At 64.0% G+C, this 23,768-nt stretch carries 18 protein-coding genes; 7 read left to right on the plus strand and 11 right to left on the minus strand.

Going from position 1 to position 23,768, the window contains the following annotated elements:
* Positions 1-134: 134 nt before the first annotated feature.
* The 7 genes from HU720_RS06645 to bioB form a co-directional block, all read right to left on the minus strand.
* Positions 135-1,940, minus strand: a complete 1,806-nt coding sequence (locus tag HU720_RS06645; RefSeq protein WP_186518345.1) for a phenylacyl-CoA dehydrogenase — start codon at positions 1,938-1,940, stop codon at positions 135-137.
* Positions 1,941-2,200: 260 nt separating this feature from the next.
* Positions 2,201-2,479: a pyrroloquinoline quinone biosynthesis protein PqqE gene (locus HU720_RS06650; protein WP_186518347.1), complete on the minus strand. Its 279-nt coding sequence runs from the start codon at positions 2,477-2,479 to the stop codon at positions 2,201-2,203.
* A gap of 267 nt (positions 2,480-2,746) precedes the next feature.
* Complete coding sequence (bioD, locus tag HU720_RS06655) at positions 2,747-3,427, minus strand: dethiobiotin synthase (RefSeq protein WP_186518349.1); 681 nt, start codon at positions 3,425-3,427, stop codon at positions 2,747-2,749.
* 1 nt (position 3,428) lies between these two features.
* Complete coding sequence (bioC, locus tag HU720_RS06660; protein WP_186518351.1) at positions 3,429-4,253, minus strand: malonyl-ACP O-methyltransferase BioC; 825 nt, start codon at positions 4,251-4,253, stop codon at positions 3,429-3,431.
* On the minus strand, positions 4,246-4,977 hold the full coding sequence (locus HU720_RS06665; RefSeq protein ID WP_186518353.1) for an alpha/beta fold hydrolase: 732 nt from the start codon (positions 4,975-4,977) through the stop codon (positions 4,246-4,248). The genes bioC and HU720_RS06665 overlap by 8 nt, the downstream gene beginning before the upstream one ends.
* Entirely contained in the window at positions 4,970-6,142 is a 1,173-nt protein-coding gene (gene bioF, locus HU720_RS06670; RefSeq protein WP_186518355.1) for an 8-amino-7-oxononanoate synthase, read from the minus strand. The genes HU720_RS06665 and bioF overlap by 8 nt, the downstream gene beginning before the upstream one ends.
* Before the next feature lie 2 nt (positions 6,143-6,144).
* The gene (bioB, locus tag HU720_RS06675; protein WP_186518357.1) at positions 6,145-7,203 is read right to left on the minus strand and encodes a biotin synthase BioB; all 1,059 of its coding nucleotides are present in this window, start codon (positions 7,201-7,203) and stop codon (positions 6,145-6,147) included.
* 90 nt (positions 7,204-7,293) lie between these two features.
* On the opposite strand from bioB, the gene HU720_RS06680 reads away from it, so the two are divergent.
* Both HU720_RS06680 and HU720_RS06685 read left to right on the plus strand, forming a co-directional pair.
* A complete protein-coding gene (locus HU720_RS06680; protein ID WP_186518359.1) occupies positions 7,294-8,031 on the plus strand; it encodes a ComF family protein in 738 nt (245 codons plus the stop codon).
* Positions 8,032-8,088: 57 nt separating this feature from the next.
* On the plus strand, positions 8,089-8,853 hold the full coding sequence (locus HU720_RS06685) for a TOBE domain-containing protein (RefSeq protein WP_186518362.1): 765 nt from the start codon (positions 8,089-8,091) through the stop codon (positions 8,851-8,853).
* 363 nt (positions 8,854-9,216) lie between these two features.
* Here the strand turns inward: HU720_RS06685 and HU720_RS06690 are convergent, their stop codons facing one another.
* Together HU720_RS06690 and HU720_RS06695 are read right to left on the minus strand one after the other, a co-directional pair.
* Positions 9,217-10,563 carry a DUF1552 domain-containing protein gene (locus HU720_RS06690; RefSeq protein ID WP_186518364.1) on the minus strand — a complete coding sequence of 449 codons (1,347 nt, stop codon included), beginning with the start codon at positions 10,561-10,563 and terminating at the stop codon, positions 9,217-9,219.
* Position 10,564: 1 nt separating this feature from the next.
* Positions 10,565-14,662, minus strand: coding sequence for a DUF1592 domain-containing protein (locus HU720_RS06695; RefSeq protein ID WP_186518366.1), 4,098 nt, complete (start codon positions 14,660-14,662; stop codon positions 10,565-10,567).
* Positions 14,663-14,914: 252 nt separating this feature from the next.
* On the opposite strand from HU720_RS06695, the gene HU720_RS06700 reads away from it, so the two are divergent.
* Complete coding sequence (locus HU720_RS06700; protein ID WP_186518369.1) at positions 14,915-15,889, plus strand: serine/threonine protein kinase; 975 nt, start codon at positions 14,915-14,917, stop codon at positions 15,887-15,889.
* Between the two features lie 63 nt (positions 15,890-15,952).
* The gene (gene rarD / locus HU720_RS06705; RefSeq protein WP_186518371.1) at positions 15,953-16,840 is read left to right on the plus strand and encodes an EamA family transporter RarD; all 888 of its coding nucleotides are present in this window, start codon (positions 15,953-15,955) and stop codon (positions 16,838-16,840) included.
* Between the two features lie 224 nt (positions 16,841-17,064).
* Here rarD and HU720_RS06710 read toward each other — a convergent pair whose 3' ends face one another.
* Positions 17,065-17,583, minus strand: coding sequence for an ACT domain-containing protein (locus tag HU720_RS06710; protein WP_186518373.1), 519 nt, complete (start codon positions 17,581-17,583; stop codon positions 17,065-17,067).
* Positions 17,584-18,016: 433 nt separating this feature from the next.
* Here HU720_RS06710 and HU720_RS06715 point away from each other — a divergent pair, with 433 nt between their 5' ends.
* The gene (locus tag HU720_RS06715) at positions 18,017-20,194 is read left to right on the plus strand and encodes a malate synthase G (protein WP_186518375.1); all 2,178 of its coding nucleotides are present in this window, start codon (positions 18,017-18,019) and stop codon (positions 20,192-20,194) included.
* 85 nt (positions 20,195-20,279) lie between these two features.
* Here HU720_RS06715 and HU720_RS06720 read toward each other — a convergent pair whose 3' ends face one another.
* Entirely contained in the window at positions 20,280-20,729 is a 450-nt protein-coding gene (locus HU720_RS06720) for a response regulator (protein ID WP_186518386.1), read from the minus strand.
* 210 nt (positions 20,730-20,939) lie between these two features.
* Here HU720_RS06720 and HU720_RS06725 point away from each other — a divergent pair, with 210 nt between their 5' ends.
* Together HU720_RS06725 and HU720_RS06730 are read left to right on the plus strand one after the other, a co-directional pair.
* Positions 20,940-22,877, plus strand: coding sequence for a putative nucleotidyltransferase substrate binding domain-containing protein (locus tag HU720_RS06725; RefSeq protein ID WP_186518394.1), 1,938 nt, complete (start codon positions 20,940-20,942; stop codon positions 22,875-22,877).
* Positions 22,874-23,584, plus strand: a complete 711-nt coding sequence (locus HU720_RS06730) for a 3'-5' exonuclease (protein ID WP_186518396.1) — start codon at positions 22,874-22,876, stop codon at positions 23,582-23,584. The genes HU720_RS06725 and HU720_RS06730 overlap by 4 nt, the downstream gene beginning before the upstream one ends.
* Positions 23,585-23,768 lie beyond the last annotated feature (184 nt).

Below are 23,768 nucleotides of genomic sequence, written 5' to 3' on the forward strand. Positions count from 1 at the left end.
TTCGTTACTGAATACGTCTCGGCCGAGGAAATATCCTACATACGGCGCTAATGCCTGAGCGTGCGGGCATTCTTCAGCCGCAAAAAAAACCGCCTGCCGGTGAGGGCAGGCGGTTTTTTGTACAACGCCGAAGTTTAGATCGACAGACCGAAGTCTTCTTCTTTCATGGCCATCAGGTTGTCGGCGCCCGACAGGATCGCCGCCACATGGGTGCGGGTGCGTGGCAGGATGCGCTGGAAGTAGAAACGCGCAGTCTGCAGCTTGGCGGTGTAGAACGCCTCCTCGCTGGTGCCAGCGGCCAGTTTTTCGGCTGCCAGGCGGGCGATATCGGCCCAGAAGTAGGCAAGGCAGGCGTACCCGGAGTACATCAGGTAGTCCACCGATGCCGCGCCGACCTCTTCACGGTCCTTCATGGCGGCCATGCCGATCTTCATGGTCAGCTCGCCCCACTCTTTGTTGATCGCAGCCAGCGGCTCGACGAACTCCCGGGTGGCTTCGTTGCCTTCCTGCCCCTGGCAGAACTTGTGCACGATGCGAGTGAAACCTTTGAGCGCCTCGCCTTGGGTCATCAGCACCTTGCGCCCGAGCAGGTCGAGGGCCTGGATGCCGGTGGTGCCTTCGTACAGCATCGAGATACGGCTGTCGCGCACGTTCTGCTCCATGCCCCACTCGGCAATGAAGCCGTGGCCGCCGTAGATCTGCACACCGTGGTTGGCGGCCTCGAAGCCGACTTCGGTCATGAACGCCTTGGCGATCGGGGTCAGGAAGGCCAGCAGTGCATCGGCCTTTTTGCGCTCTTCTTCGTCCTGGCTGTACTTGACGATGTCGACCTGCTTGGCCGTGAAGTACACCATCGCCCGGTTGCCCTCGGCGAACGCTTTCATGGTCAGCAGCATGCGGCGCACATCGGGGTGCACGATGATTGGGTCAGCGGCTTTGTCCGGGGCTTTAGGGCCGGTCAGGGCGCGCATCTGCAGGCGCTCACGGGCGTATTTCAAGCCGCCCTGGAACGCCACTTCAGCGTGCGCCAGGCCTTGCAGCGCGGTGCCCAGGCGCGCGGTGTTCATGAAGGTGAACATGCAGTTCAGGCCTTTGTTGGCCGGGCCGATCAGGTAGCCGGTAGCGCCGTCGAAGTTCATCACGCAGGTGGCGTTGCCGTGGATGCCCATCTTGTGTTCCAGCGAGCCACAGCTCACGCCATTGCGCTCGCCCACGCCGCCTTCGGCGTTGGGCAGGAACTTGGGCACGATGAACAGCGAAATGCCTTTGGTGCCGGCCGGTGCATCGGGCAGGCGGGCCAGGACGATATGGACGATGTTGTCGGCCATGTCGTGTTCGCCGGCCGAAATGAAGATTTTGGTGCCCGACACTTTGTAGCTGCCATCGGCCTGTGGCTCGGCCTTGGTGCGCAGCATGCCCAGGTCGGTGCCGCAGTGCGGCTCGGTCAGGCACATGGTGCCGGTCCATTCGCCGCTGACCAGCTTGGTCAGGTAGGTGTGCTGCTGCTCGGGGGTGCCGTGCTCGGAGATGGTGTTCATGGCGCCGTGGGACAGGCCTGGGTACATGCCCCACGACCAGTTGGCACCCCCGACCATTTCGCTCAGGGTCAGGCCCAGGGACTCAGGCAGGCCTTGGCCGCCGTGCTCCAGGTCGTGTGCCAGGCTCGGCCAGCCGCCTTCGACGAACTGCTTGTAGGCTTCCTTGAAGCCGGTCGGCGTCTTCACGCCCGACTCGCTCCAGGTGCAGCCTTCCTGGTCGCCGACACGGTTCAGCGGTGCCAGTACCTGCTCACAGAACTTCGCGCCTTCTTCCAGGATTGCATCGACCATGTCTGGCGTGGCGTCCTGGCAGCCCGGCAGGCTCTGATAGTGCGCCTCATAGCCAAGCAGTTCGTCGCGCACGAAGCGAATATCACGCAAGGGGGCTTTGTAATCAGGCATTGCGATGAACCTCTGTGATGAGTTCGGTAGGGAGACCGCGCATACCGACCAGCTCTAGGTGGCTTTCGGTCAAACAGTTGTTTGAAACTTACGTTTAGGTGGCTGCAAAGTCAAGGACATGCCATAGCGACATTTATGCCGCCGAACAGGGCATTTACGCCATTGACCGCTAAACGCAACGCGGGGCAAGCGCGCTCCCGCGCAGCTGCTGTACAGGCTGCGCATGGAGCGGGCTTGCCCCGCGTGGGTAAGCGGTTGGATCAGGCGTAGGTGTCGATGAAACGACCGAGCAGTTCGTCGGATGCCTTGGCAACCTTCACGCCCAGTTCGACATCTTGCTTGCCCAGCGCCAGTTGCACGGTGCTGGTGGCGAGGTCCATCTGCTGGCTGCGGTCGACAGCGCGCAGGCGCTCGGACTGGAAGTCGGTGGATTGGCTGGTGGTGCTGGCGATCTGCTGTGCAGCCTGATCGACGCGGTTCTGCCCGGCCTGGATGGCACCGAAGCCCGCGTAGAAGGCGGAGCTGGTGTTGATGTCCATGTCAGTAACTCCGTGACGCTGGATGAATTGGGCCAATTAAAGCAGGCCCCCAGGAAAAAAGCCCGTTTAAATCCCTAATAGCCCTGTGCCACCTGATAGAGCGGGGTGATCTTGCGCGGTGTTTGTAGGAGCGGCCTTGTGTCGCGAAAGGGCCGCAAAGCGGCCCCGGCGACATCAGCTTGAAGCCCCAATCGTGGGGGCGCTACGCACCCCTTTCGCGACACAAGGCCGCTCCTACAGAGAACGCGTCCAGCTGCGAAGTGGCCGTTAGTCCAGCACATCCAGATGCAGATATTCCGCCACCGCTTCGGCGCTGGCTTGCTTGAGCCATGGCACCCGCCCCAGGCACGGCGCCGGCAGGCGTTCGGCCAGGCTGGCAAGGTTCTCCTCGAGCCGCGAGGTGCGTGGGTCGACGATGTTGGCCACCCAGCCAGCCAGCGGCAAGCCATCGTGGGCAATCGCCTCGGCGCTGAGCAGCGCATGGTTGATGCAACCCAACCGCACCCCCACCACCAGAATCACCGGCAGCTTCAGGGCAATCGCCAGATCCGACAGGTAGGCATGCCCCGACAACGGTACGCGCCAGCCACCAGCGCCTTCAATCAAGGTGAAATCGGCGCGCTGCTCCAGCACCTGGCGCATCAGCCCGAGCAGCACGTTCACTTCAAGTGCCACGCCCGCCTCACGCGCCGCTACATGCGGAGCAATGGCCGGCTCGAAGGTGAACGGGTTGACCTGCTCATATGCCAGTTTGATCGAACTCTCATCGATCAGCGCCAGCGCATCACTGTTACGCAGCCCTTTGGGCGTAGGCTCACACCCGGAAGCCACAGGCTTTGCCGCCAAGGTGCTGAGGTTCTGCAGACGCGCCGCCCGCAGCAGGCCGGCGGCGATGGTGGTCTTGCCGACATCGGTATCGGTGCCGGCAATGAAGTAAGCCTGGCTCATCTCAGCGCCCTTCGCTCATGGGTTTGCGCAACACGCCGTAGACCACCTGATAAGTGGCCGGCAGGCCCTGGGGCTGGCGAAATTGTTCATAGGCCTGCAACAACTGCTGCATGCGCGCCCGCCCAGTAAGCCCGGACGGCCTGCCGGGGTTGAGGTTGTGCGCGCCCAACGCCTTGAGTTCATGGGTGAGGCTGCGCACGTCCGGGTAATGCAGCACATGCGGGCGACGCTCAAGGTCGACTACTTCCAGGCCACTGCCAGCGCACAGCCGCTGGTACTCCTCGAAGCGGCGGAAGCGGTTGACGTGCACCAAGCCATCGACCGCCTGCCAACTGGCACGCAACTCACCCAGGGTGCCCACGCACAGGCTGCTGAAGGCCATAACCCCGCCAGGGCGCAGCACGCGCCGAGCTTCGCTGAGCACACTGGCAAAGCGCTCGCACCATTGCACGGCCAGGCTGCTGAACAGCAGGTCGACACAGCCGTCACGCAGCGGCAGGCGCTCGGCATCGCCGGCCACATGATGGCGCGCACCACCGGCTTGGCGGGCATGGCGCAGCATGCCTTCGGCGATATCCACCGCCACGCCTTCGGCGCCGGCGAAACGCTCGCCCAGTAAGCGGCTGAAATACCCTGTGCCGCTGCCCAGGTCCAGCCAGCGGGCTGGGGCATCGGCGTGCTCGATTTGGTCAAGCAAGGCCACGCCGACCGCCCGCTGCAAGGCTGCAACGCTGTCGTAACTGGCCGCAGCGCGGGAAAAGGAAGCCGCCACCTGGCGCTTGTCCGGCAGTGCGCCGGGCAGGGTGGGGTGGGAAAGGTCAGTCATCGCCACTCTCATGCAGGAAACTCTTGATGCCCGCCGCCAAATCCTGGGGGTATTCCAGCAGGAAGGCGTGGGAACTGTCTTCGACCAGGCCGACTTCCACGTCCGGCAACAGGTTGCTGAGGGCCTTGGCGGCTTCGGCCGGCACCAAGGCATCGCTGCCGGCGAACAGGTGCAGCTGCGGGCCGCCGTAGTCTTCCAGCGCCTCGCGGGTGTCCAGTGCGCGCAGTACTTCCAGGCCATTGGCCAGGTACAGCGGGTCAGTGTCGGGCACCCCAACCCCCAACTGGCGCAACAAAGTGCGGGGTTGCTGCGCACCGTCACTGCACAGGGTGCGAAAACGCTTGAGGGTCACTTGGGTGTGGCTGCGGCAACCGTCGAGGAAGGTGCCGAAGGTGTCTGGTGCCATACCGTGGGGCCAGTCACCACGGGCGACGAAGCTTGGGTTGCTGGCCAGGGTCACCAAACCGCAGCAGTGGTCGCCACGCTTGTGGGCCAGGGCGCTGGCGAGCATGCCGCCCAGCGACCAGCCGCCGAGCCACACGTCGGTCGGCAGCTTGCGGTGAAGATAATCGACCCAGGCTTCGGGGTCGGGCTCGGCAAGTTCGGGCAGCGGCATCAGCTCGACCTGCAAGCGCGGGTCCTGGGCACGCAGGCTGGCGGCCAGCGGTTGCAGAGAGGCAGTGCCCAGGCCCCAGCCTGGCAGAAGGATCATTCGGTTACGCATCGGCAGGCTCCAGCTGTGAATAACACTCGGCCAATGCATTCAACAATAGCTGCACCTGCGCTTCACTGTGCGCGGCGCTCAACGTCACCCGCAGGCGCGCACTGCCCGCAGGCACGGTGGGTGGGCGGATGGCGGTCACCAGCAGGCCACGCTCGCGCAACATTCGCGACAGCGCCATGGCCCGTGCGGCATCGCCCACCAGAATCGGCTGGATGGCGGTGTGGCTGTCCATCAGCGTCAGGCCGAGCTGCTGCGCCCCGCTACGGAACTGCTGGATCAACGCCGCCAGATGCTCGCGGCGCCAGGTTTCATGGCGCAGCAGGGCCAACGCCTTGAGCGTGGCGCAGGCCAGTGCCGGGGGCTGGCTGGTGGTGTAGATGTAGGGCCGGGCGAATTGCACCAGCGCCTCGATCAGTTCTTCACTGCCGGCCACGAATGCCCCGCTGGTGCCGCACGCCTTGCCCAGGGTGCCGATCAGAACCGGCACGTCATCAACGCCAAGCCCATGTTGCTCGACCAGCCCGCCGCCGCTGCGGCCCAGCGTGCCGAACCCGTGGGCGTCGTCGACCATCAACCAGGCGCCGCTGCCCCGTGCCACCTTTGCCAGCGCCGGCAGGCCGGCGCAGTCGCCGTCCATGCTGAACACACCGTCAGTGACCACCAGGGTATTGCCGGTGGCCTTGCTCAAACGGCTGGCCAGGCTTGCCGGGTCATTGTGCAAATAGCGGTTGAAGCGCGCGCCGCTGAGCAGCCCGCCATCGAGCAGGGAGGCGTGGTTGAGGCGGTCTTGCAGCACCGTATCGCCCTGCCCCACCAGCGCAGTGATGGCGCCCAGATTGGCCATGTAGCCGGTGGAAAACAGCAGCGCCCGCGGGCGCCCGGTGAGTTCGGCAAGCGCCTCTTCCACCTGATGATGCGGCGTGCTGTGGCCGACTACCAGGTGCGAGGCGCCGCCGCCGACACCCCAGCGTTCAGCGCCCTCGCACCAGGCCTTGACCACCTCGGGGTGGTTGGCCAGGCCCAGGTAATCGTTGCTGCAGAAGGCCAGCAGCGCCTTGCCATCGACCACCACCTGCGGCCCTTGCGGGCTCTGCAGCAGTGGCCGCTGGCGGTACAGGTCGGCGGCGCGCCGTTCGGCCAGCCGCGCGGCAAGGTCGAAGGCCATGCTCAGGCCGAGGCTGCGTCGTAGAACAGCTCGCTGCTGCGTTGCTCGACCAGCGCCTGCTCGATGGCCGCCTGGTGCACTTCATCGGCGTGCTCTTCACGGGCCTCAGGCTGGATGCCCAGACGGGCGAACAACTGCATGTCCTTGTCGGCCTGCGGGTTGGCGGTGGTCAGCAGTTTCTCGCCGTAGAAGATCGAGTTGGCGCCCGCCATGAAGGCAAGGGCCTGCATCTGTTCGTTCATCTGCTCGCGGCCGGCAGACAGGCGCACATGGGACTTAGGCATCAGGATGCGGGCCACCGCCAGCATGCGGATGAAATCGAACGGGTCGACGTCTTCTTCTTCGGCAAGCGGGGTGCCCGCCACTTTGACCAGCATGTTGATCGGCACCGACTCGGGGTGCTCGGGCAGGTTGGCCAACTGGATCAGCAGCCCGGCGCGGTCGTCCAGCGACTCGCCCATGCCCAGGATGCCGCCCGAGCAGATTTTCATGCCGGCATCGCGCACATAGGCCAGGGTTTGCAGGCGCTCGCCGTAGGTGCGGGTGGTGATGATGCTGCCGTAGAACTCCGGCGAGGTGTCGAGGTTGTGGTTGTAGTAGTCCAGGCCGGCCTGGGCCAGCGCTGCGGTCTGCTCCTGATCGAGCTTGCCCAGGGTCATGCAGGTTTCCAGGCCCAAGGCCTTGACCCCTTTGACCATCTGCAGCACGTAGGGCATGTCCTTGGCGGACGGGTGCTTCCAGGCCGCGCCCATGCAGAAGCGGGTCGAGCCGATGGCTTTGGCGCGGGCGGCCTCTTCCAGCACTTTCTGCACTTCCATCAGCTTCTGTTTTTCAAGCCCGGTGTTGTAGTGGCCGGACTGCGGACAATATTTGCAATCCTCGGGGCAAGCGCCGGTCTTGATCGACAGCAGCGTCGACACCTGCACGCGGTTGGGGTCGAAATGCGCGCGATGCACGGTCTGCGCCTGGAACAACAGGTCATTGAACGGCTGCTGGAACAGCGCCTTGACCTCGGCCAGGGACCAGTCGTGACGTGTTGTTGCAATTGTGCTGGCGCTCATCGGCGTTTCCTTATCTAGGGTCTGACTGACGCCGGGGCAGCCATCACCCTCGTGCGCATCACGGATAGCTCGCATATTTACGGAAGGCCCATGACCTGTCAACCAAGCCTTAGATCACTGGTTTACAAGTGGCTAAATAACAACCAAACGTGTTTATTGTGCGACGCACCAGCAGGCCAGCCATGGCCACTGTGCCTGGCCTGTGAACATGAACTGCCCTGGCTCGACGAACAATGCCGGCGTTGCGCGGTACCCATGCCACTGGACGGCCTCACCTGCCCACGCTGCAAGCGGCGCTCTCCGGCGTTTCGGCGGGTGATTGCACCATGGCATTACGGCTTCCCCATCGATGCGCTGGTCAGCCGCTTCAAGCACAACAGCCAATGGCCCCTGGGGCGGCTGCTGGCAACCCTGCTTGGCCAGGCGTTGGAACATCGCTACCACGAGGGCCTGGCGCGCCCTCACCTGCTGTTGCCAGTGCCGCTGGCCAAAGGTCGACTGCGCCAGCGCGGCTTCAACCAGGCCGGCATGCTGGCGCGCTGGCTGGCTAGCCACCTGCAGTTGCCTTGCAACGAGCAGCTGCTGCTGCGCACGCGCGATACCCAGGCGCAGCAGGCACTGGGCGCCGGGGCGCGTTTGCGCAACTTGTACCAGGCGTTCGCGCTTAGCCGCTCGGCAGACGTCCAGGGCCTGCACCTGGCCGTGGTCGATGATGTGCTGACTACCGGTGCCACCGCCCAGGCCATCGCCGCCCTGCTGCGCAAGCACGGTGCGCGGCGTGTGGATGTGTATTGCCTGGCGCGCACGCCCCGCCCTGGCCAGGCTTGACTTGGCCGCACTGTGGCGGCAACGTCGGGCCACGTTCACAGCCCTGATACCCGCGCCATGTCCCTGCCCGCCCCGCTCACCCAGCACATCGCCCGCCGCCCGCAGCGCATCGCCCTGCTGCAGCATGTTGCCGAACAAGGCTCGATCACCCGCGCAGCCAAGGCTGCCGGCATCAGCTACAAGGCCGCCTGGGATGCCATCGACGAGCTCAACAACCTGGCCACGCAACCGCTGGTCGAGCGCAGCACTGGCGGGCGAGGTGGCGGCGGGGCGCGGCTGTCCGCCGAAGGTGAACGGGTGCTGCGCCTGTACCAGCGCCTGCAAGCCTTGCAGGCCGAGTTGCTGGAAGCCGCCGAGCACAGCAGCGACCTCGACCTGCTTGGCCGCCTGATGCTGCGCACCAGCGCACGCAACCAGTTGCAGGGCGAGGTCAATGGCGTGCACCGCGAAGGCCGTCACGACCGGATCAGCCTGGCCCTTGGTGGCGGGTTGCAGATCGATGCCTTGATCACCCCCGACAGCACCGAGCGCCTGGGCCTGAGCGTTGGCAGCAAGGTGGTGGCCTTGCTCAAGGCTGGCTGGGTGCACCTGCTGGCGCCCAGCGATACCCCGCCTGTGGGCAGCAATTGCCTGGCGGCGACCGTCAGCGAGGTACTGCCCAGCGCCGAGGGGCCGCACGAGGTGCGCCTGAGCCTGGGCAATGGCCAGACCTTGTGCGCGTTCGCCGATGCGGACTGGCTGGGGCAGCATGGCGTGGATACAGCAAGCCAGGTGCGCGTGCATTTTTTGCCGTCGTTCGTGCTGCTGGGGGTGCCGGCGTAGGTCGCATTCCTTTCACGGTGATCGCCGAAAAGTCGTCAGCGCCCATGAGATCGGGCGCCGCTTGCGCGCCGCATCGCGGGGCAAGCCCGCTCCCACGGCCGCGCTCAACAGCACATTGCTGGTTGGACCCAATCCCGTGGGAAATGATAGAGAGTTGTGGTGAGCGGGCTTGTCCCGCGTTGGGCTGCGTAGCAGTCCTGAGGTTTACCCTTGGGCTTTCAGGGGCTGCTGCGCAGCCCAACGCGGGGCAAGCCCGCTCGCCACAAGGAGATGTGTCTGGCGAGAACAGGCTTGCACAAAACCATGGAATCTCCCCCGCGCATGGCCTAGGGGGCGCAACACCTCGACAGCAACGTGCGGCAGTCAAGTGACATTGTTGAAGATACCGGTGACCGGCGAAATATCGCCGCCGTAAGGCACCGAGGTGCCGGCCGCCTTGGCGATGGTCGACCAGATCCGCTGCATGTCGACATACTTGCCACCGGTCCAGTGCGAGCGGTCGCCCTGGCTTCTGATGTTGAGATAGCGCCCATTGCCGGAGCCATTGCGCAGCAGGCCGCTGGCGCCGCCCATCAGCAACAGCGGCATATTGAGCATATGCTCAGGCGCGCCGTCGGCCATCTCGCTGGTCAGTACCACCAGGGTGTGCTGCAGCAACTTGTCGCCTGGCACATCAGGGTCGTCGTAACGCGCCAGCTCGTCCATGAACAGCTTGGCCTGGCGCACGTACCACTGCCGCGAGCCCTTCCAGACCTCCTCACCGGCATAGCGATGCGCACAGTCATGGGGGTTGGTCGCCGCGCTGACATCAAGAATGTTCAGCGACTCCGCCGAGCGCCCGACCTGAACCGTGGCCACCCGCGTTACCCCACAGCCCAGCGCCGCCGCGACCACCTTGTGGTGGCTGGCCTGGACCTGGTTGCGGTACTGCGCCGAGCTGATCGGGTGGTCGTCCAGCGCCAACGGCTCACACACCGAGGGCACTGCGCTCTCCAGATCCTGGGCAACCTGCTCCAAGGCATCCAGGTGGGTCACCAGCTTCTCGCGCTGGGCACCGCCTACCCGCGAGCGCAGCTCGGCAATATCGGCGCGGATCGGGTCGAACACATGGGCATTGCGCACCAGCCCCTGGCGCGACGCACGTGTTGCGCCGCCGAACACCGACTCGTACAACCGCACCGGGTTTTGCTGCGGTGTCCGAATGGCACCGCCTTCCCACGACACATACCACGGCGTGCCGTCCACCCCGGCATGGGGGCCTGCAAACAGGCTGCGGTGGGTCGGCTGGTTGCCGGGCAACGCATCGCCAAGTACCCGGTCAATCGAACTCATGCTGCCCTGGCTGTCGCGCAGCGCGTACATCCAGCCGTTATGGCCGCCAGTGCCAGTGGCCAGGATCAGGCCTTGCAAGTACAGCGACTGGCTGCGGTACGCGGCAAGCTCCTGGCTGACCTCGTTAAGTTCGAAGGTGGTGGTGTCTTCGCCCTGGGCCCTTGGAAACCACAACCCGTTGCCGTTGTGTTGTACCGGGTCGCTGTAGGAATCCACCGCAAGCCCGTCAGGAATGATGAAAAATACGACTTTCAGGCGCGCCGCCGCTTGCTCGGGCTGCAGCAGAAACTGCGCAAACCCGCTACCGCTGAGCGGCACCAGCGCACCCGCTGCTGCCAGTTGCATCAAAAAGCGCCGACGACTTTTCAGCAGGTCCATGTCAGTTCTCCTCTTGCCGGTTGAGAAACACCGGAGATGTCGTCATGTCGCGGATCATCTGGATCAGCGAGCCGTTGGCATTGAGCGCCTCTGAGGCGGATTTGAGCGTGCTCACCGAGCCTGCCGAAACCTTGTTGCCGAACATGAAGCGGAAGTAGCTGTCGGCCATGCAGGTCTGCGCCGTGGCATTGCCGGGCAACAACTCGGCAACATCACGCAGGTTGTTGACCTGTGCCCAGTTTTCCAGCCCGGTATTGCTGATGAACGGCCCGGCCGCGTTGATCGGCATGTTGACCGGGTACTGCGCGTGGTTGTACGCCTGCTCGACCTCGCGATAACGGCCAGAGGCGTCGTAGTTCTCCATGCTCGACCCGGTGTCGTTCATGTACTGGTGGCACTGCCAGCAGCGCCCTTCGGAGGCGTTCTGGCCGTTCACCAGGTCCCAGCGCTCGCGGGTGGTGATGGCCCTTGGCGGGTACGCAGGCTCGTTCGGGTCGGCTTCCACCGGCGCGCCAAACTCGCGGCACAGCAACTGCTCGCGGATCATGATGCCGCGCTTGACCAGCGACGTGGCTTGGTAATCGGAGTTGACCGCCTGGGTCATCCCCAAGTGCAGCAGCCCACCGCGGCGCGGGTCGACGCTGACCTTGCGCATGCTGTCACCACTCACGCCAGCAATGGCGTAATGCTGGGCCAGACGCTGGTCGAGGAAGGTGTAGCCGGGGTTGAACAAGGCATTGAACGAGCCGCCGTCGCGCAGCACCTGGCCCACCAGTTGCGCCTGCTCCTGCACCATACTGTCGATAACCGCTGGTGTCAGGCCTGGCTTTTCCTGGGCGCCGCGATAGGTCTTGAGGTAGTAACTGATGAAGCGGTTGAACTGCGCCTGGCCCTGCTCGCTGAGCAGCATGCGTTGGGCAGCAGCGCCGATCTGCTCGGGTGTCTGCAGTTGGCCCTGCTCGGCCTGCAGCAACAGCTCTTCACTTGGCGTGGTGCCTAGCAGGCTGTACGACAGCGCCGTGGCGCGCTCACTGGCGCTGAGCTGATAGATGTCGCCCTCGGCCGGCGCTTCACCGAGCTCGGAGCGGTAAAGGAAGTTGGGCGACAATAGCAATGCTGCTACCAGCGCATTGGCCCCGTCCTTTGTCCTCAGCGCATCGTAACGCTGCACTTCGCTGGCGGTGAGCGCGCGGCGGAAGACCCGGCGCCCCAGTTGCGCCGTCGGCTGGGCATCGAGCCAGGCTGTATCGACCTCTTCAGCCACTTGCCAAGCCACGTCGTACAGGGCTTTGAGGTCCTCGGCCTGGATTACGCCAGCATCGGCGTCGCCGGGGTACTTGAAATGGCCCTTGGATTTGTCGGCCGGCAGCGCGTCCTGCTTGACCGCAACGCTGAACAGGTCGCGCACGCTATTGGCGTACTCGTCGCGGGTCAGCAGGCGCAGTTGGCGCTTGCCATAGGCCTGCTTGGGGTCAAGGTAGCCAGCCCACAGGTCGTTGTAGAAGTAGTCGGCGATCTGGCTTGAACATGAGCTGTCGCACTGGCCACGCACCGTCATGCCGAGTATTTGCTGCACCAACGCTTCCTTGCCTGCCAGGCTCCAGTTGATGGCCCGGTTGGCATCCTGGAAATACTGCACGGTGTGGCAAGCCGCGCAGGTGGTAGCAACCACCTCTTGGCCGAGTGCCGGCGTATGCCGGTAACTCATCTGCAATGTGATTGGCTCGTTGCTCAGTTCATCGACGCTGACCTTACGCTGGGTCGGTTCCGGCAGCTCGCCCGGATAGTAGGGGTAGTTGAATACGTGCTCGCCGGCTCCCAGCAAGATCATCTGGCTACCGCCCCAAGGCACCTTGACCTGCGAGGTTTTACCCTCCGACAGGTGAGTGACCTCCCAGTACTCAGGCGCGCCGCCGGCAAATGCGGGTTTTTGCGGAGCAACCAGCGTCGCCTTCACCGGCTCGATAGGAGGCCGTTCCATGTAGCCCAGCTCGACCGTCTGATCATTCGTCGACGCACTCAGCGTTACCTGCTGCTGGCGCACCTTGGGGATAAAGTCTCCAATGTTATCCAGCGCGACGGTGTAGGTGCCTTCATCCAACGCCCGAATAATCAGTGGTGTCTGCCCCCATGCGACATCGAAACGGCGGGTACGCCCCTGGCTATCAGTGAGCGTGCCGCTGAACATGGTCGGGGCCAATTCTGGCACTGGCGCCGCGGTGGGTTGCAACCTCAAGGTGGTCTTGTCGATATTCACTGGGTCGAAGGTGAACCTGTAGATCACCCCCGCCACGTCATCGGAGACCAGTATCGAGTTGTCAGCCAGCTCAAGTATGCCGGCAGGCCGACCCAGGCAAGAGCCATCCAGGCAATACACGTTGAAGTCGCCCGGCCCGCCGCTCCAGCCGGTCGCCAACGGTATCTGGCTGACTACCCGAACGCCGTCCTCGATAGTCAGCATGCGCAACTCCATGCCCGGCGATGCTTGCGTGCCGGTCCCGTGCACAGCTACCAACAGGCGGGCGAGATCACCGGGTTCGTTGTGGAAACCTTTCCAGAACGCGATGCCAAGCGGCGCGGTATTGCTGCCCAGCTCATAGGCCGGCGCCTGGTAGTTCTCTGGTTTGATCTGGTTCAGTGGCAGATCCGAGACGATCGCGCCTGGCAACAATGGCGGAGCGATGTTCCCGGGCTGGGTGTACTCCTCCTGGGTAAAGCCCAGGGTGTCACGGCCATAAAGGTAGGGTACCCCGAAGTGCATTTGCTTGCCGGTGGCGCCTTTGGCGATCCGGTTCACTTCATCACTGTTGAGAAAGCCCTGGCGGTTGTTGTCACTGAACCACAGGTCGCCATTGCTGGCCCACGCCAGGCCAACCGCATTGCGTACCCCTTTGGCCAGGATGCGTGATTCACGCGTTTTCAGGTCGTAGCTCAGTACAGTGCCATAGCGCTCGTCCTTGGTAACCATGCAGTGATTGCAGGGGATGCCCACGGCGGTGTAAAGCGCCTGATCTGCCGCATCGAACGGGTTGAAGCTCAGCGGATGCTTCTGGTGCCAGACCCTATGCGAGCCGTTTGGCAGCCGAAACTGGTCCTGATCAGGCGGGAAGTCCAGGACGACCTCGGGGCGCGGGTCACGGTAGGTTTGATCGACATTCGCAACCCGGTACAACTTGCCGGTGGTCGAGTAATACAGGTCCCCATCGCGATAGGCTACGCCGTGCGGCTCTTCTTCCCCAGAGGTGATCAGATGGATGCCGGTGGGCCGTCCAGCCTGGTCAAGCGGGATCGCATAAATGAAACTTGCGATACGGGCATTATAGGAATAATTGGGGATAGCACTGGAGCCGACGTAGAGCACGTTGTTGCCCATGACCATCTGCCGAGGCTGGGACAACCCGGTAGCAAACAGCTCGACCTTCACCCCAGGTAAAGTCAGCAGTTGAGTCAAGTCCAAAGGCTGGCGGTACTTGACCTCAAGGCTCAGCTTCTGCGATTGGCCGGGCATGAACTCGACCACGGTCGGCGTGGTGAGCGGCAAGTAGCCTTGCGCAGCATCCATGATCACCGCGTATTTGCAGGGTGCCAGGTCGGTGAGCGTGAGCACTTGGTCGGACCGGCCGGAGAACGGGATGGCCTGCGCGTTGCACCGCAGTACGCCGCTGACCTCAAGGTCGCGCCGCGCCTGAGGGCCGACGCCCCGGCTAGCGGTAGTAAACGGCACTTTGCCGCTCACCGTACTGAACGACAGCTCCAAGGTATTGGTCTGTGGCGTTGCGCCGCACTCGCCAAGGTCATCCCAGGCTTCCTTCCAGAATTCAGCCCCGTTGAAGGGTTTGCCCGGTTCATACTCCGCAAGGTTGCACCAGGCCTGGCCCGGGCCGGGCTTGCACGCGTAGGCATGACCGACGTTGGTGACCAGTGAGCCGGCCTGGTAAGACTGGTTCAGCGCATAGGCAGGCGCCTGGCACTGCTCAGGCGTAGCCGCGCGGATGGCTGCCGGGGGGCCGGCCTTGACGCTGGCGGTAGACAACTCATAAGCCACTGCCAATCCGGCAATCAACAGCACTGCCAGGCAACACGCAACGAGACGGCGCATGGGGTTTCTCCCTGTCTGGCCCACCGAAACCCGGTGGGGTCAGGCTCGATGCAAACTTCTGCGAGCCACTTGACCGTTCGAACGCCACTGCCGATATGCGCGAGCGATTGCCTCGTACGCTATGCCTGAATCGCTGTGGCCGGTACTGGCAAAAATGTCAGGTAGCCGGCAAACCTTGCACCCTGCCACCGATTGCGGGACGCTAACGGCCTTGTACGGCGGGCTTCACCGCCCAAGCGCCCCGGAGCCTCCATGTCCCACCCGTTCTCCACCCTCACCCCCGACCTTGTGCTGGACGCCGTCGAAAGCCTTGGCTTTTTAAGCGATGCCCGGGTGCTGGCGCTCAACAGCTACGAAAACCGCGTGTACCAGGTGGGTATCGAAGATGGCCAGCCGCTGATCGCCAAGTTCTATCGCCCCGGCCGCTGGAGCGATGCGGCCATTCTCGAAGAACACGCTTTCAGTGCAGAACTGGCCGATTGCGAAGTGCCGGTGGTTGCGCCAATGCAGCACCAAGGCCGTTCGCTGTTCGAGCACGCAGGCTTTCGTTTTGCGCTGTTCCCGCGCCGTGGCGGCCATGCGCCGGAGCCTGGCAACCTCGACCAGTTGTATCGCCTGGGCCAACTGCTCGGGCGCCTGCACGCGGTGGGCGCAACCCGCCCGTTCGAACACCGCGAAGCCTTGACTGTGGATAACTTCGGCCATGCCTCGCTGCAGACGCTGCTGGACCGCGGCTTCGTGCCGCGCGAGTTGCTGCCGGCATTCGAGTCGGTGGCCCGCGACCTGCTCAAACGGGTCGAGGCCATCTACGCCCGCTCCCCGCATCAGGTGATCCGCCTGCATGGCGACCTGCACCCCGGCAACCTGATGCACCGCGACGACGCCTACCACATGGTCGACCTCGACGACTGCCGCACCGGCCCCGCCGTGCAAGACCTGTGGATGATGCTGGCCGGCAGCCGCGAGGAACGCCTTGGCCAACTGGCCGAACTGATCGACGGCTATAACGAATTCCACGATTTCGACCCGCGCGAACTGGCCCTGATCGAGCCGCTGCGCGCACTGCGCCAGTTACACTACAGCGCCTGGCTGGCGCGGCGCTGGGATGACCCAGCGTTCCCGCCGAGCTTCCCCTGGTTTGGCCAGCCGCGGTATTGGGGCGATCAGATCCTCGCCCTGCGTGAACAGATTTCTGCACTGGATGAACAGCCGCTGAAATTGTTCTAAAAGTGTTGCAAGCAGTGTCTACAATGGGGGCCGCTTCGTTCGCTTCCCAAGCAAGGATTCTGCATGCACGCCGCCAACCCGCGCCGCGGGTACATTCTGGGCCTCGGCGCCTACATCATCTGGGGCCTGTTCCCCCTCTACTTCAAAGCCATCCAGAGCGTCCCCGCGGTGGAAATCATCGTCCACCGGGTGCTCTGGTCGGCGCTGTTCGGCTCATTGCTGCTACTGGTGTGGAAGCACCCAGGCTGGTGGCGCGAGCTGCGCGACAACCCACGGCGCCTGGCCATCCTGGCCCTCAGTGGCACGCTGATCGCCGGCAACTGGCTGACCTACGTATGGGCGGTGAACAACGGGCGCATGCTCGAAGCCAGCCTGGGCTACTACATCAACCCGTTGATCAACGTGCTGCTCGGCATGCTGCTGCTGGGCGAGCGCCTGCGCCGCCTGCAATGGCTGGCGGTGGCGCTGGCGGCGCTGGGCGTGGCGCAGCAGGTGTGGCAAGTGGGCAGCCTGCCGTGGGTGTCGTTGGCACTGGCGCTGACGTTCGGCTTCTATGGGCTGATCCGCAAACAGGCCCCGGTCGCGGCGCTGCCGGGGCTGGTGGTGGAAACCTGGATGCTGGTGCCGCTGGCCATCGGCTGGTTGCTGCTGCACCCCGCCGCCAACAGCGCCAACCTGGCGTTTTTCAGCAGCAGTGAAGCGCTCTGGCTGATCGCCGCCGGCCCCGTGACGCTGGTACCGCTGGTGTGCTTCAACGCCGCCGCCCGGCACCTGCCCTACACCACGCTGGGCTTCTTGCAATACCTGGCGCCCACCTTGGTATTGCTGCAGGCGGTGCTGCTGTTCGACGAGCACCTGACGTCGAGCAACGTGCTGGCGTTCGCCTGTATCTGGGCGGGCCTGGCGCTGTACAGCGTCGATGCCTGGATGTCGCTGCGCAAGCGCACCTGATCACTTATTGATCAATACGCTACAGGCCTTGTTGTGCGTGGCCTGTAGCGATGTCTCCAGAGGTTATCCACACCCCCATCCCCGGCGTTTGTGCACAAGCCGCCGCTGACTGAGCGTTTTTTGCTCAATCGCCGCCGGGCCTTGCCAGCGCTGGGCTGGCGCGGTACACCCCCAGGTTATCCACAGGGGCATCCCCGTTAAACCGGGATAACCTGAGAAGGCGCTCAATCCTCGGGGCGCAGGTGCAGTTCCACCATCAGGTCATCGGCCAGGCTCTCAAGGCTCTGCTGCAAAACCTCCAGCGGCAACTCCGACGGCACCGCCAGCAATGCGTCGGCATGGAACAGCGGCTCGCTGCTCATCGGTGCCGGGCGCACCTCGGTGGTGAAGCGTTCAAGGTTGACCCCTTGCCCCGCCAGCAAGCGGGTGATATCACGGACAATGCCTGGCCGGTCGTTGCCCACCAGTTCCATGCTGATCGGCTTCCAGGTGTTGGCAGGCTCGCTGCCGCCTTGGGCAATGAGCACGCGAATGCCAAACGCCTCAAGCTTTTGCAGCGATACCACCAGGTCACCGTAGCGCTCCGCTGGCACCGCCACGCGCAGGATGCCGGCGAACTGGCCGGCCATGCGCGACATGCGGCTTTCCAGCCAGTTGCCGTTGTGCTCGGCAATGCAATGGGCGATACGTTCGACTTGCCCGGCCTGGTCGGGTGCGATCACGGTCAGTACGAGATGGTCCACAGCTGGCTCCTTGTGAGGCCGGAAAACGCGGGTCGCATGAGTATAGGCAAGGCGTGGCAACCTGCCGCAGAGCCAGCCGTGCAATCTATCGTGTACCGTTTCAAGATTTATCTGGAACAATCCACAGGTTTTTTGCGAACATACCGTTTCCCAGCGTGACCCCATGCGACCGTTTGGTCGCGCGGCGACGCTTTTAGTCTGATATTCCCGCGCCTGCTGCTTCATGTAGTATGCGTCGGCGCAGACTACAAAACGTCGTCAGGATGTCTGCCAAGGCGCCTGTGCAAAAACAAGACTCGCCGCCAGCCCGTCTGGCGCGCTGCACCCAGCCGCCCACCCTGCGTGGGCACGCACTGGTGCCGTGTTTAGTGAAGCGCCACAGGCTTAATACAGAAGAGCGAAGCGAAATAGCTGAGCAGAGGTGAGGCAAGCAATGACTGGATACGTTCAAGTCGGTGGCCTTCAGGTCGCCAAGGCCCTGTACGACTTCGTCAACGACGAAGCGATCCCAGGTACCGGCATCAAGGCCGATGCATTCTGGGCAGGGGCAGAGAAGATCATCAATGACCTCGCTCCCAAGAACCACGCCCTGCTCGCCAAGCGCGACCAACTGCAAGCGCAGATCGACGCCTGGCACCAGGCCCGCCAAGGCCAGGCCCATGACGCCGCCGCCTACAAGGCATTTCTGCAAGAAATCGGCTACCTGCTGCCGCAAGTCGACGATTTCCAGGCCAGCACGCAAAACGTCGATGAAGAAATCGCCCAGATGGCCGGCCCGCAGCTGGTCGTGCCGGTGATGAACGCACGCTTCGCCCTCAACGCCGCCAACGCCCGCTGGGGCTCGCTGTACGACGCGCTGTATGGCACCGATGCCATCAGCGAGGAAGGCGGCGCCGAAAAAGGCCAAGGCTACAACAAGGTGCGTGGCGACAAAGTCATCGCCTTTGCCCGCGCCTTCCTCGATGAAGCCGCGCCCCTGGCTGCCGGCTCGCACGTAGATTCCACTGGCTACCGCATCGAGGCTGGCAAGCTGGTGGTTGCCCTCAAAGGCGGCAGCAACAGCGGCCTGCGCGACGACGCCCAACTGATCGGCTTCGTTGGCGATGCCGCAGCGCCCACTGGCGTGCTGCTCAAGCACAACGGCCTGCACTTCGAAATCCAGGTCGATGCCTCGACGCCTGTGGGCAGCACCGACGCTGCCGGGGTGAAAGACATCCTGATGGAATCGGCACTGACCACCATCATGGACTGCGAAGACTCGGTCGCCGCCGTGGATGCCGACGACAAGGTAATCGTCTATCGCAACTGGCTGGGCCTGATGAAAGGCGACCTGGCCGAAAGCGTCAGCAAAGGCGGCAAGACCTTTACCCGCACCATGAACCCGGACCGCGAGTACAGCGCCCCTGACGGCGGCAGCGTGACCCTGCACGGCCGTTCGCTGCTGTTCGTGCGCAACGTCGGCCACCTGATGACCAACCCGGCCATCCTTGACGCCCAGGGCAACGAAATCCCCGAAGGTATCCAGGACGGCCTGTTCACCAACCTGGTCGCCCTGCACAACCTCAACGGCAACACCAGCCGCAAGAACACCCGCAGCGGCAGCGTGTATATCGTCAAGCCGAAGATGCATGGCCCTGAAGAGGTGGCCTTCGCCGCCGAAATCTTCAGCCGTGTCGAAGACCTGCTGGGCATGCCGCGCAACACCGTCAAGGTCGGCATCATGGACGAGGAGCGCCGCACCACGGTCAACCTCAAGGCCTGTATCAAGGCGGCTGCCGAGCGCGTGGCGTTCATCAACACCGGTTTCCTCGACCGCACTGGCGATGAAATCCACACCTCGATGGAGGCCGGCGCCGTAGTGCGCAAAGGCGCCATGAAGAACGAGAAGTGGATCGGCGCCTACGAAAACAACAACGTCGACGTGGGCCTGGCCACCGGCCTGCAAGGCCGCGCGCAGATCGGCAAAGGCATGTGGGCCATGCCTGACCTGATGGCAGCGATGCTGGAGCAGAAAATCGCCCACCCGCTGGCCGGTGCCAACACCGCCTGGGTACCGTCACCGACTGCCGCCACCCTGCATGCCCTGCACTACCACAAGGTCGACGTGCAGGCCCGTCAGCGCGAGCTGGCCTCGCGTACGCCGGCTTCGGTCGACGACATCCTGGCCATCCCGCTGGCGGCCAACACCAACTGGTCGGCGGAGGAGATCCGCAACGAACTGGACAACAACGCCCAGGGCATCCTGGGCTATGTGGTGCGCTGGATCGATCACGGCGTGGGTTGCTCGAAGGTGCCGGACATCAACGATGTCGGCCTGATGGAAGACCGCGCCACGCTGCGTATTTCGGCCCAGTTGCTGGCCAACTGGCTGCGCCATGGCGTGGTCAGCCAGGAGCAGGTGCTCGAAAGCCTCAAGCGCATGGCTGCGGTGGTCGACAAGCAGAACGCAGGTGACGCGCAGTACCGCGCCATGGCGCCGAATTTCGATGACAACATCGCGTTCCAGGCGGCAGTGGAGCTGGTACTTGAAGGTGCCAAGCAGCCAAACGGCTACACCGAGCCGGTGCTGCACCGCCGTCGCCGTGAGTTCAAGGCGCGCAACGGGTTGTAATTCGTTGTAGATGCATCGCGGGGCAAGCCCGCTCCCACAAAGCAGTGTTCATGCATGTGGGAGCGGGCTTGCCCCGCGATCGTTTTCAGCCTTGCTCCAGCCTCAGCTCCCGCTTCACCAGTTCCAGCAGTTTCCCCAGATCCACCGGCTTCAGCAGAAAATCCACCACCCCTAGGTGCATCACGTCCACCGCCTCCTTCACATCGGTGTCGCCCGACACCACGATGATAGGAAGAGCTGCCCGCTCGGTGTGGCGAACCTTGTCGATCAGGCCATGGCCATCCACCGGCCGCATGCGCAGATCGGTGATGATCAACGCGATACGCGGTTCCCAATCCAGCTTGAACAGCGCCTCCTCGGCGCCGTCAGCCTCCATGCACTCGACCCGATGGCTTTTCAGGTACAAACACAAGGCCTGGCGGTTGACCGGGTTGTCGTCTACTACCAACACCACTGGCCTTGCCGCCACCGGCGCAGTCACCATGGCCAACGCTGCACGCTCGGCGTCAGTCAGAATATCTTCATGCTCAACCATGGTCTTCTCGTTATAAATCTCTCGCTCACGCGGTTGGACCGCAAGAACCGGGCTACCCGGCTGACCTTTCGTCGGCTTTTTGACAACGTTTTCTAGACTTACGTCCAATGGGCACCACTGCACGGCCAGCCGACCATGGGGCCCGAGAACAACAAAGCCGAACCCTATAGATAGATATATATAGTTCGGCGTAGCGATACGGTCAGTTGCATGAGCAAAAAGGACGCCTATACCCAGGCCGGAAGGACTGCGGTACTACAGAACATTCAGGGCACGCTGCAGTTCTTGCAGCTTTTCCCGCCGTTCAATCAGATGGAACAGGGCCACCTGGCGTACCTGGTGGAACAGTGCCAACTGCGTTTCTACGCCGCCGGCGAGAGCATCATCAAACCGGCTGACGGCCCGGTGGAGCACTTCTATATCGTCAAGCAGGGCCGGGTGATCGGCGAGCGCCAGCACGTCACCCGGCCCGGTACCGAAACCACGTTCGAAATCGCCGGTGGCGAGTGCTTCCCGCTGGCGGCCCTGCTGGGCGAGCGGGCGACCCGCACCGAGCACCTGGCGGGCGAAGACACCTTCTGCCTGCAACTGAACAAAGCCGCGTTCATCCGTGTGTTTTCGATGTCCGACGTCTTCCGCGACTTTGCCCTGCGCGGGGTGAGCAGCCTGCTTGACCAGGTCAACCAGCAGGTGCGCCAGCGCGCCGTGGAAACCCTCGGCACCCAGTATTCGCTGAACACACCGTTGGGCGAGCTGGCGTTGCGCCACCCCGTGGTGTGCAGCCCGGCCACACCGCTGCGCGAGGCGGTCGCGGTGATGCATGAACAGCAAGTGGGCAGCATCGTCATTGTCGATGAGCTGCGCGCGCCGCTGGGCATCTTCACCCTGCGTGACCTGCGCCAGGTGGTGGCCGACCCCGGCGCCGAACTGACCGCGCTGGTCGAGCGCTACATGACCGCCCGGCCCTTCCACCTGAGCCCCCAGGCCAGCGCCTTCGACGCCGCCATGGCAATGACCGAACGGCATATCGCCCACGTGTGCCTGGTGGACAACGGCCGCCTGTGCGGGGTGATTTCCGAGCGCGACCTGTTCTCGCTGCAACGGGTCGACCTGGTGCACCTGGCGCGGACCATCCGCCACGCGCCGCGCCTGGACAACCTGGTGGCGCTGCGCGGCGAGATCGGCCAGTTGGTCGAACGCATGCTGGCCCACGGCGCGTCCTCGACGCAGATCACCCAGATCATCACCCTGCTCAACGACCACACCGTGTGCCGGGTCATCGAGCTGGCCATCGCCGAACGCGGCGACCCCGGCGTGCCGTTCAGCTGGCTGTGTTTCGGCAGCGAAGGCCGCCGCGAGCAGACCCTGCACACCGACCAGGACAACGGCATCCTGTTCGAGGCCCAGAACAGCGCCGAGGCCGAGACCATTCGCGCCCGCCTGTTGCCGCTGGCGCAGTACATCAACCACAACCTGGCGCAATGCGGCTTTACCCTGTGCAAGGGCAACGTGATGGCCGGCAACCCCGAGCTGTGCCTGTCGCGCAGCGAGTGGGCGCGGCGCTTTGCAGGCTTTGTGCGCGAGGCCAGCCCGGAAAACCTGCTGGGTTCGAGCATCTATTTCGACCTGCGGGTGGTCTGGGGCGACGAGCAGGGCTGCGAACAACTGCGCCGTGGGCTGCTGGAGCAGGTCGCCGACAACCGCATCTTCCAGCGCATGCTGGCCGACAACGCCCTGCGCCAGCGCCCGCCGGTGGGCCGCCTGCGCGAGTTCGTGCTGACCCGCCAAGGCGACGACAAAACGGCCACCCTGGACCTGAAAGTGCAGGGCCTGACGCCCTTCGTGGACGGGGCTCGACTGTTGGCTCTGGCCCACGGTATTGGCGCCTGCAATACCCTGGAGCGCCTGCGCGAGCTGGTGGCCAAAGGCGTGATAGACGCACTCGACGGCGCCGCTTATGAAGAGGCCTATCACTTCATCCAGCAGACGCGCATGCAGCAGCACCAGCGCCAGACCCGGGACAACCTGCCGTATTCCAACCGTGTCGACCCCGACAGCCTCAACCACCTCGACCGGCGCATCCTGCGCGAGTCGTTGCGCCAGGCCCAGCGCCTGCAAGCGAGCCTGGCGCAGCGGTACCAGTTATGAACCTGCTGGCCTGGCTACGCCCGCATGCTCCCGAACTGGGCGCCAATCTGCGCCAGCGCATGGCCGCCTTGCCGGCGCCTGCACCACTGGGCGTATGCTCCCTGCGTGAACAGCGCTGGGTGGTGCTGGACCTTGAAACCAGTGGCCTTAACCTGAACCGCGATCAGGTGCTGTCGATTGGCGCGGTGGCCATAGAAGACGGCGCTATCAACCTTGGCCAACCGTTCGAACGCACCCTGCACCGCCCCGAGCAGAAGACCAACGCCAGTGTGCTGATCCATGGCCTGGGCCCCAGCGCCCTGGCCGCCGGTTGCGACCCGGCCGAGGCGCTGCTGGACCTGATGGCGTTCATTGGCGACAGCCCGGTGCTGGCGTTTCACGCGCCATTCGACCAACGCATGCTCAGCCGCGCCCTCAAGGACAGCCTGGGCCTGCGCCTGCAACATGACTTTATCGACGTGGCCGAGCTGGCGCCGCTGCTCAACCCCGACACAGTGTTGCGCGAAGCTGGGCTGGACGACTGGATCGCGCGTTTTGGCCTGCAAGTTCAGGCCCGCCACCACGCCGTCGCCGACGCCCAGGTGACCGCCGAGCTTGCGCTGATTCTGTTCAGCCAGGCCCGGCGCCAGCAGTTGGACAGCCCACTGCAACTGGCGCAGCGGCTCAAGCAATGGCGCCGGCGCAAGGCGCAGGGCCATGGCCTTTGAGGCACGAGGGAGATCACCCAGCCCTTCCGGGCTGCGCGGTAGCGAAGAGAACTGGGCAGCGTGGGAGATTCTATGGTTTTGTACAAACCTGTTCCCGCCAGACATATCTCCTTGTGGCGAGCGGGCTTGTCCCGCGTTGGGCTGCGCAGCAGCCCCTAGGGTTTTCAGGGCTGCTGCGCAGCCC

The organism is Pseudomonas sp. SWRI51 (assembly GCF_014268825.1).
Taxonomy (GTDB): domain Bacteria; phylum Pseudomonadota; class Gammaproteobacteria; order Pseudomonadales; family Pseudomonadaceae; genus Aquipseudomonas; species Aquipseudomonas farsensis.

Excerpts from the sequence above, each read along its gene's own strand:
- bioB (WP_186518357.1), bottom strand. The coding sequence starts at position 7,203 with ATGAGCGCCAGCACAATTGCAACAACACGTCACGACTGGTCCCTGGCC.
- bioF (WP_186518355.1), bottom strand. The coding sequence starts at position 6,142 with ATGGCCTTCGACCTTGCCGCGCGGCTGGCCGAACGGCGCGCCGCCGAC.
- HU720_RS06690 (WP_186518364.1), bottom strand. The coding sequence starts at position 10,563 with ATGGACCTGCTGAAAAGTCGTCGGCGCTTTTTGATGCAACTGGCAGCA.
- HU720_RS06665 (WP_186518353.1), bottom strand. The coding sequence starts at position 4,977 with ATGCGTAACCGAATGATCCTTCTGCCAGGCTGGGGCCTGGGCACTGCC.
- rarD (WP_186518371.1), top strand. The coding sequence starts at position 15,953 with ATGCACGCCGCCAACCCGCGCCGCGGGTACATTCTGGGCCTCGGCGCC.
- HU720_RS06645 (WP_186518345.1), bottom strand. The coding sequence starts at position 1,940 with ATGCCTGATTACAAAGCCCCCTTGCGTGATATTCGCTTCGTGCGCGAC.
- HU720_RS06725 (WP_186518394.1), top strand. The coding sequence starts at position 20,940 with ATGAGCAAAAAGGACGCCTATACCCAGGCCGGAAGGACTGCGGTACTA.
- HU720_RS06715 (WP_186518375.1), top strand. The coding sequence starts at position 18,017 with ATGACTGGATACGTTCAAGTCGGTGGCCTTCAGGTCGCCAAGGCCCTG.
- HU720_RS06650 (WP_186518347.1), bottom strand. The coding sequence starts at position 2,479 with ATGGACATCAACACCAGCTCCGCCTTCTACGCGGGCTTCGGTGCCATC.
- HU720_RS06685 (WP_186518362.1), top strand. The coding sequence starts at position 8,089 with ATGTCCCTGCCCGCCCCGCTCACCCAGCACATCGCCCGCCGCCCGCAG.
- HU720_RS06680 (WP_186518359.1), top strand. The coding sequence starts at position 7,294 with ATGACCTGTCAACCAAGCCTTAGATCACTGGTTTACAAGTGGCTAAAT.
- bioC (WP_186518351.1), bottom strand. The coding sequence starts at position 4,253 with ATGACTGACCTTTCCCACCCCACCCTGCCCGGCGCACTGCCGGACAAG.
- HU720_RS06695 (WP_186518366.1), bottom strand. The coding sequence starts at position 14,662 with ATGCGCCGTCTCGTTGCGTGTTGCCTGGCAGTGCTGTTGATTGCCGGA.
- bioD (WP_186518349.1), bottom strand. The coding sequence starts at position 3,427 with ATGAGCCAGGCTTACTTCATTGCCGGCACCGATACCGATGTCGGCAAG.
- HU720_RS06700 (WP_186518369.1), top strand. The coding sequence starts at position 14,915 with ATGTCCCACCCGTTCTCCACCCTCACCCCCGACCTTGTGCTGGACGCC.
- HU720_RS06730 (WP_186518396.1), top strand. The coding sequence starts at position 22,874 with ATGAACCTGCTGGCCTGGCTACGCCCGCATGCTCCCGAACTGGGCGCC.
- HU720_RS06720 (WP_186518386.1), bottom strand. The coding sequence starts at position 20,729 with ATGGTTGAGCATGAAGATATTCTGACTGACGCCGAGCGTGCAGCGTTG.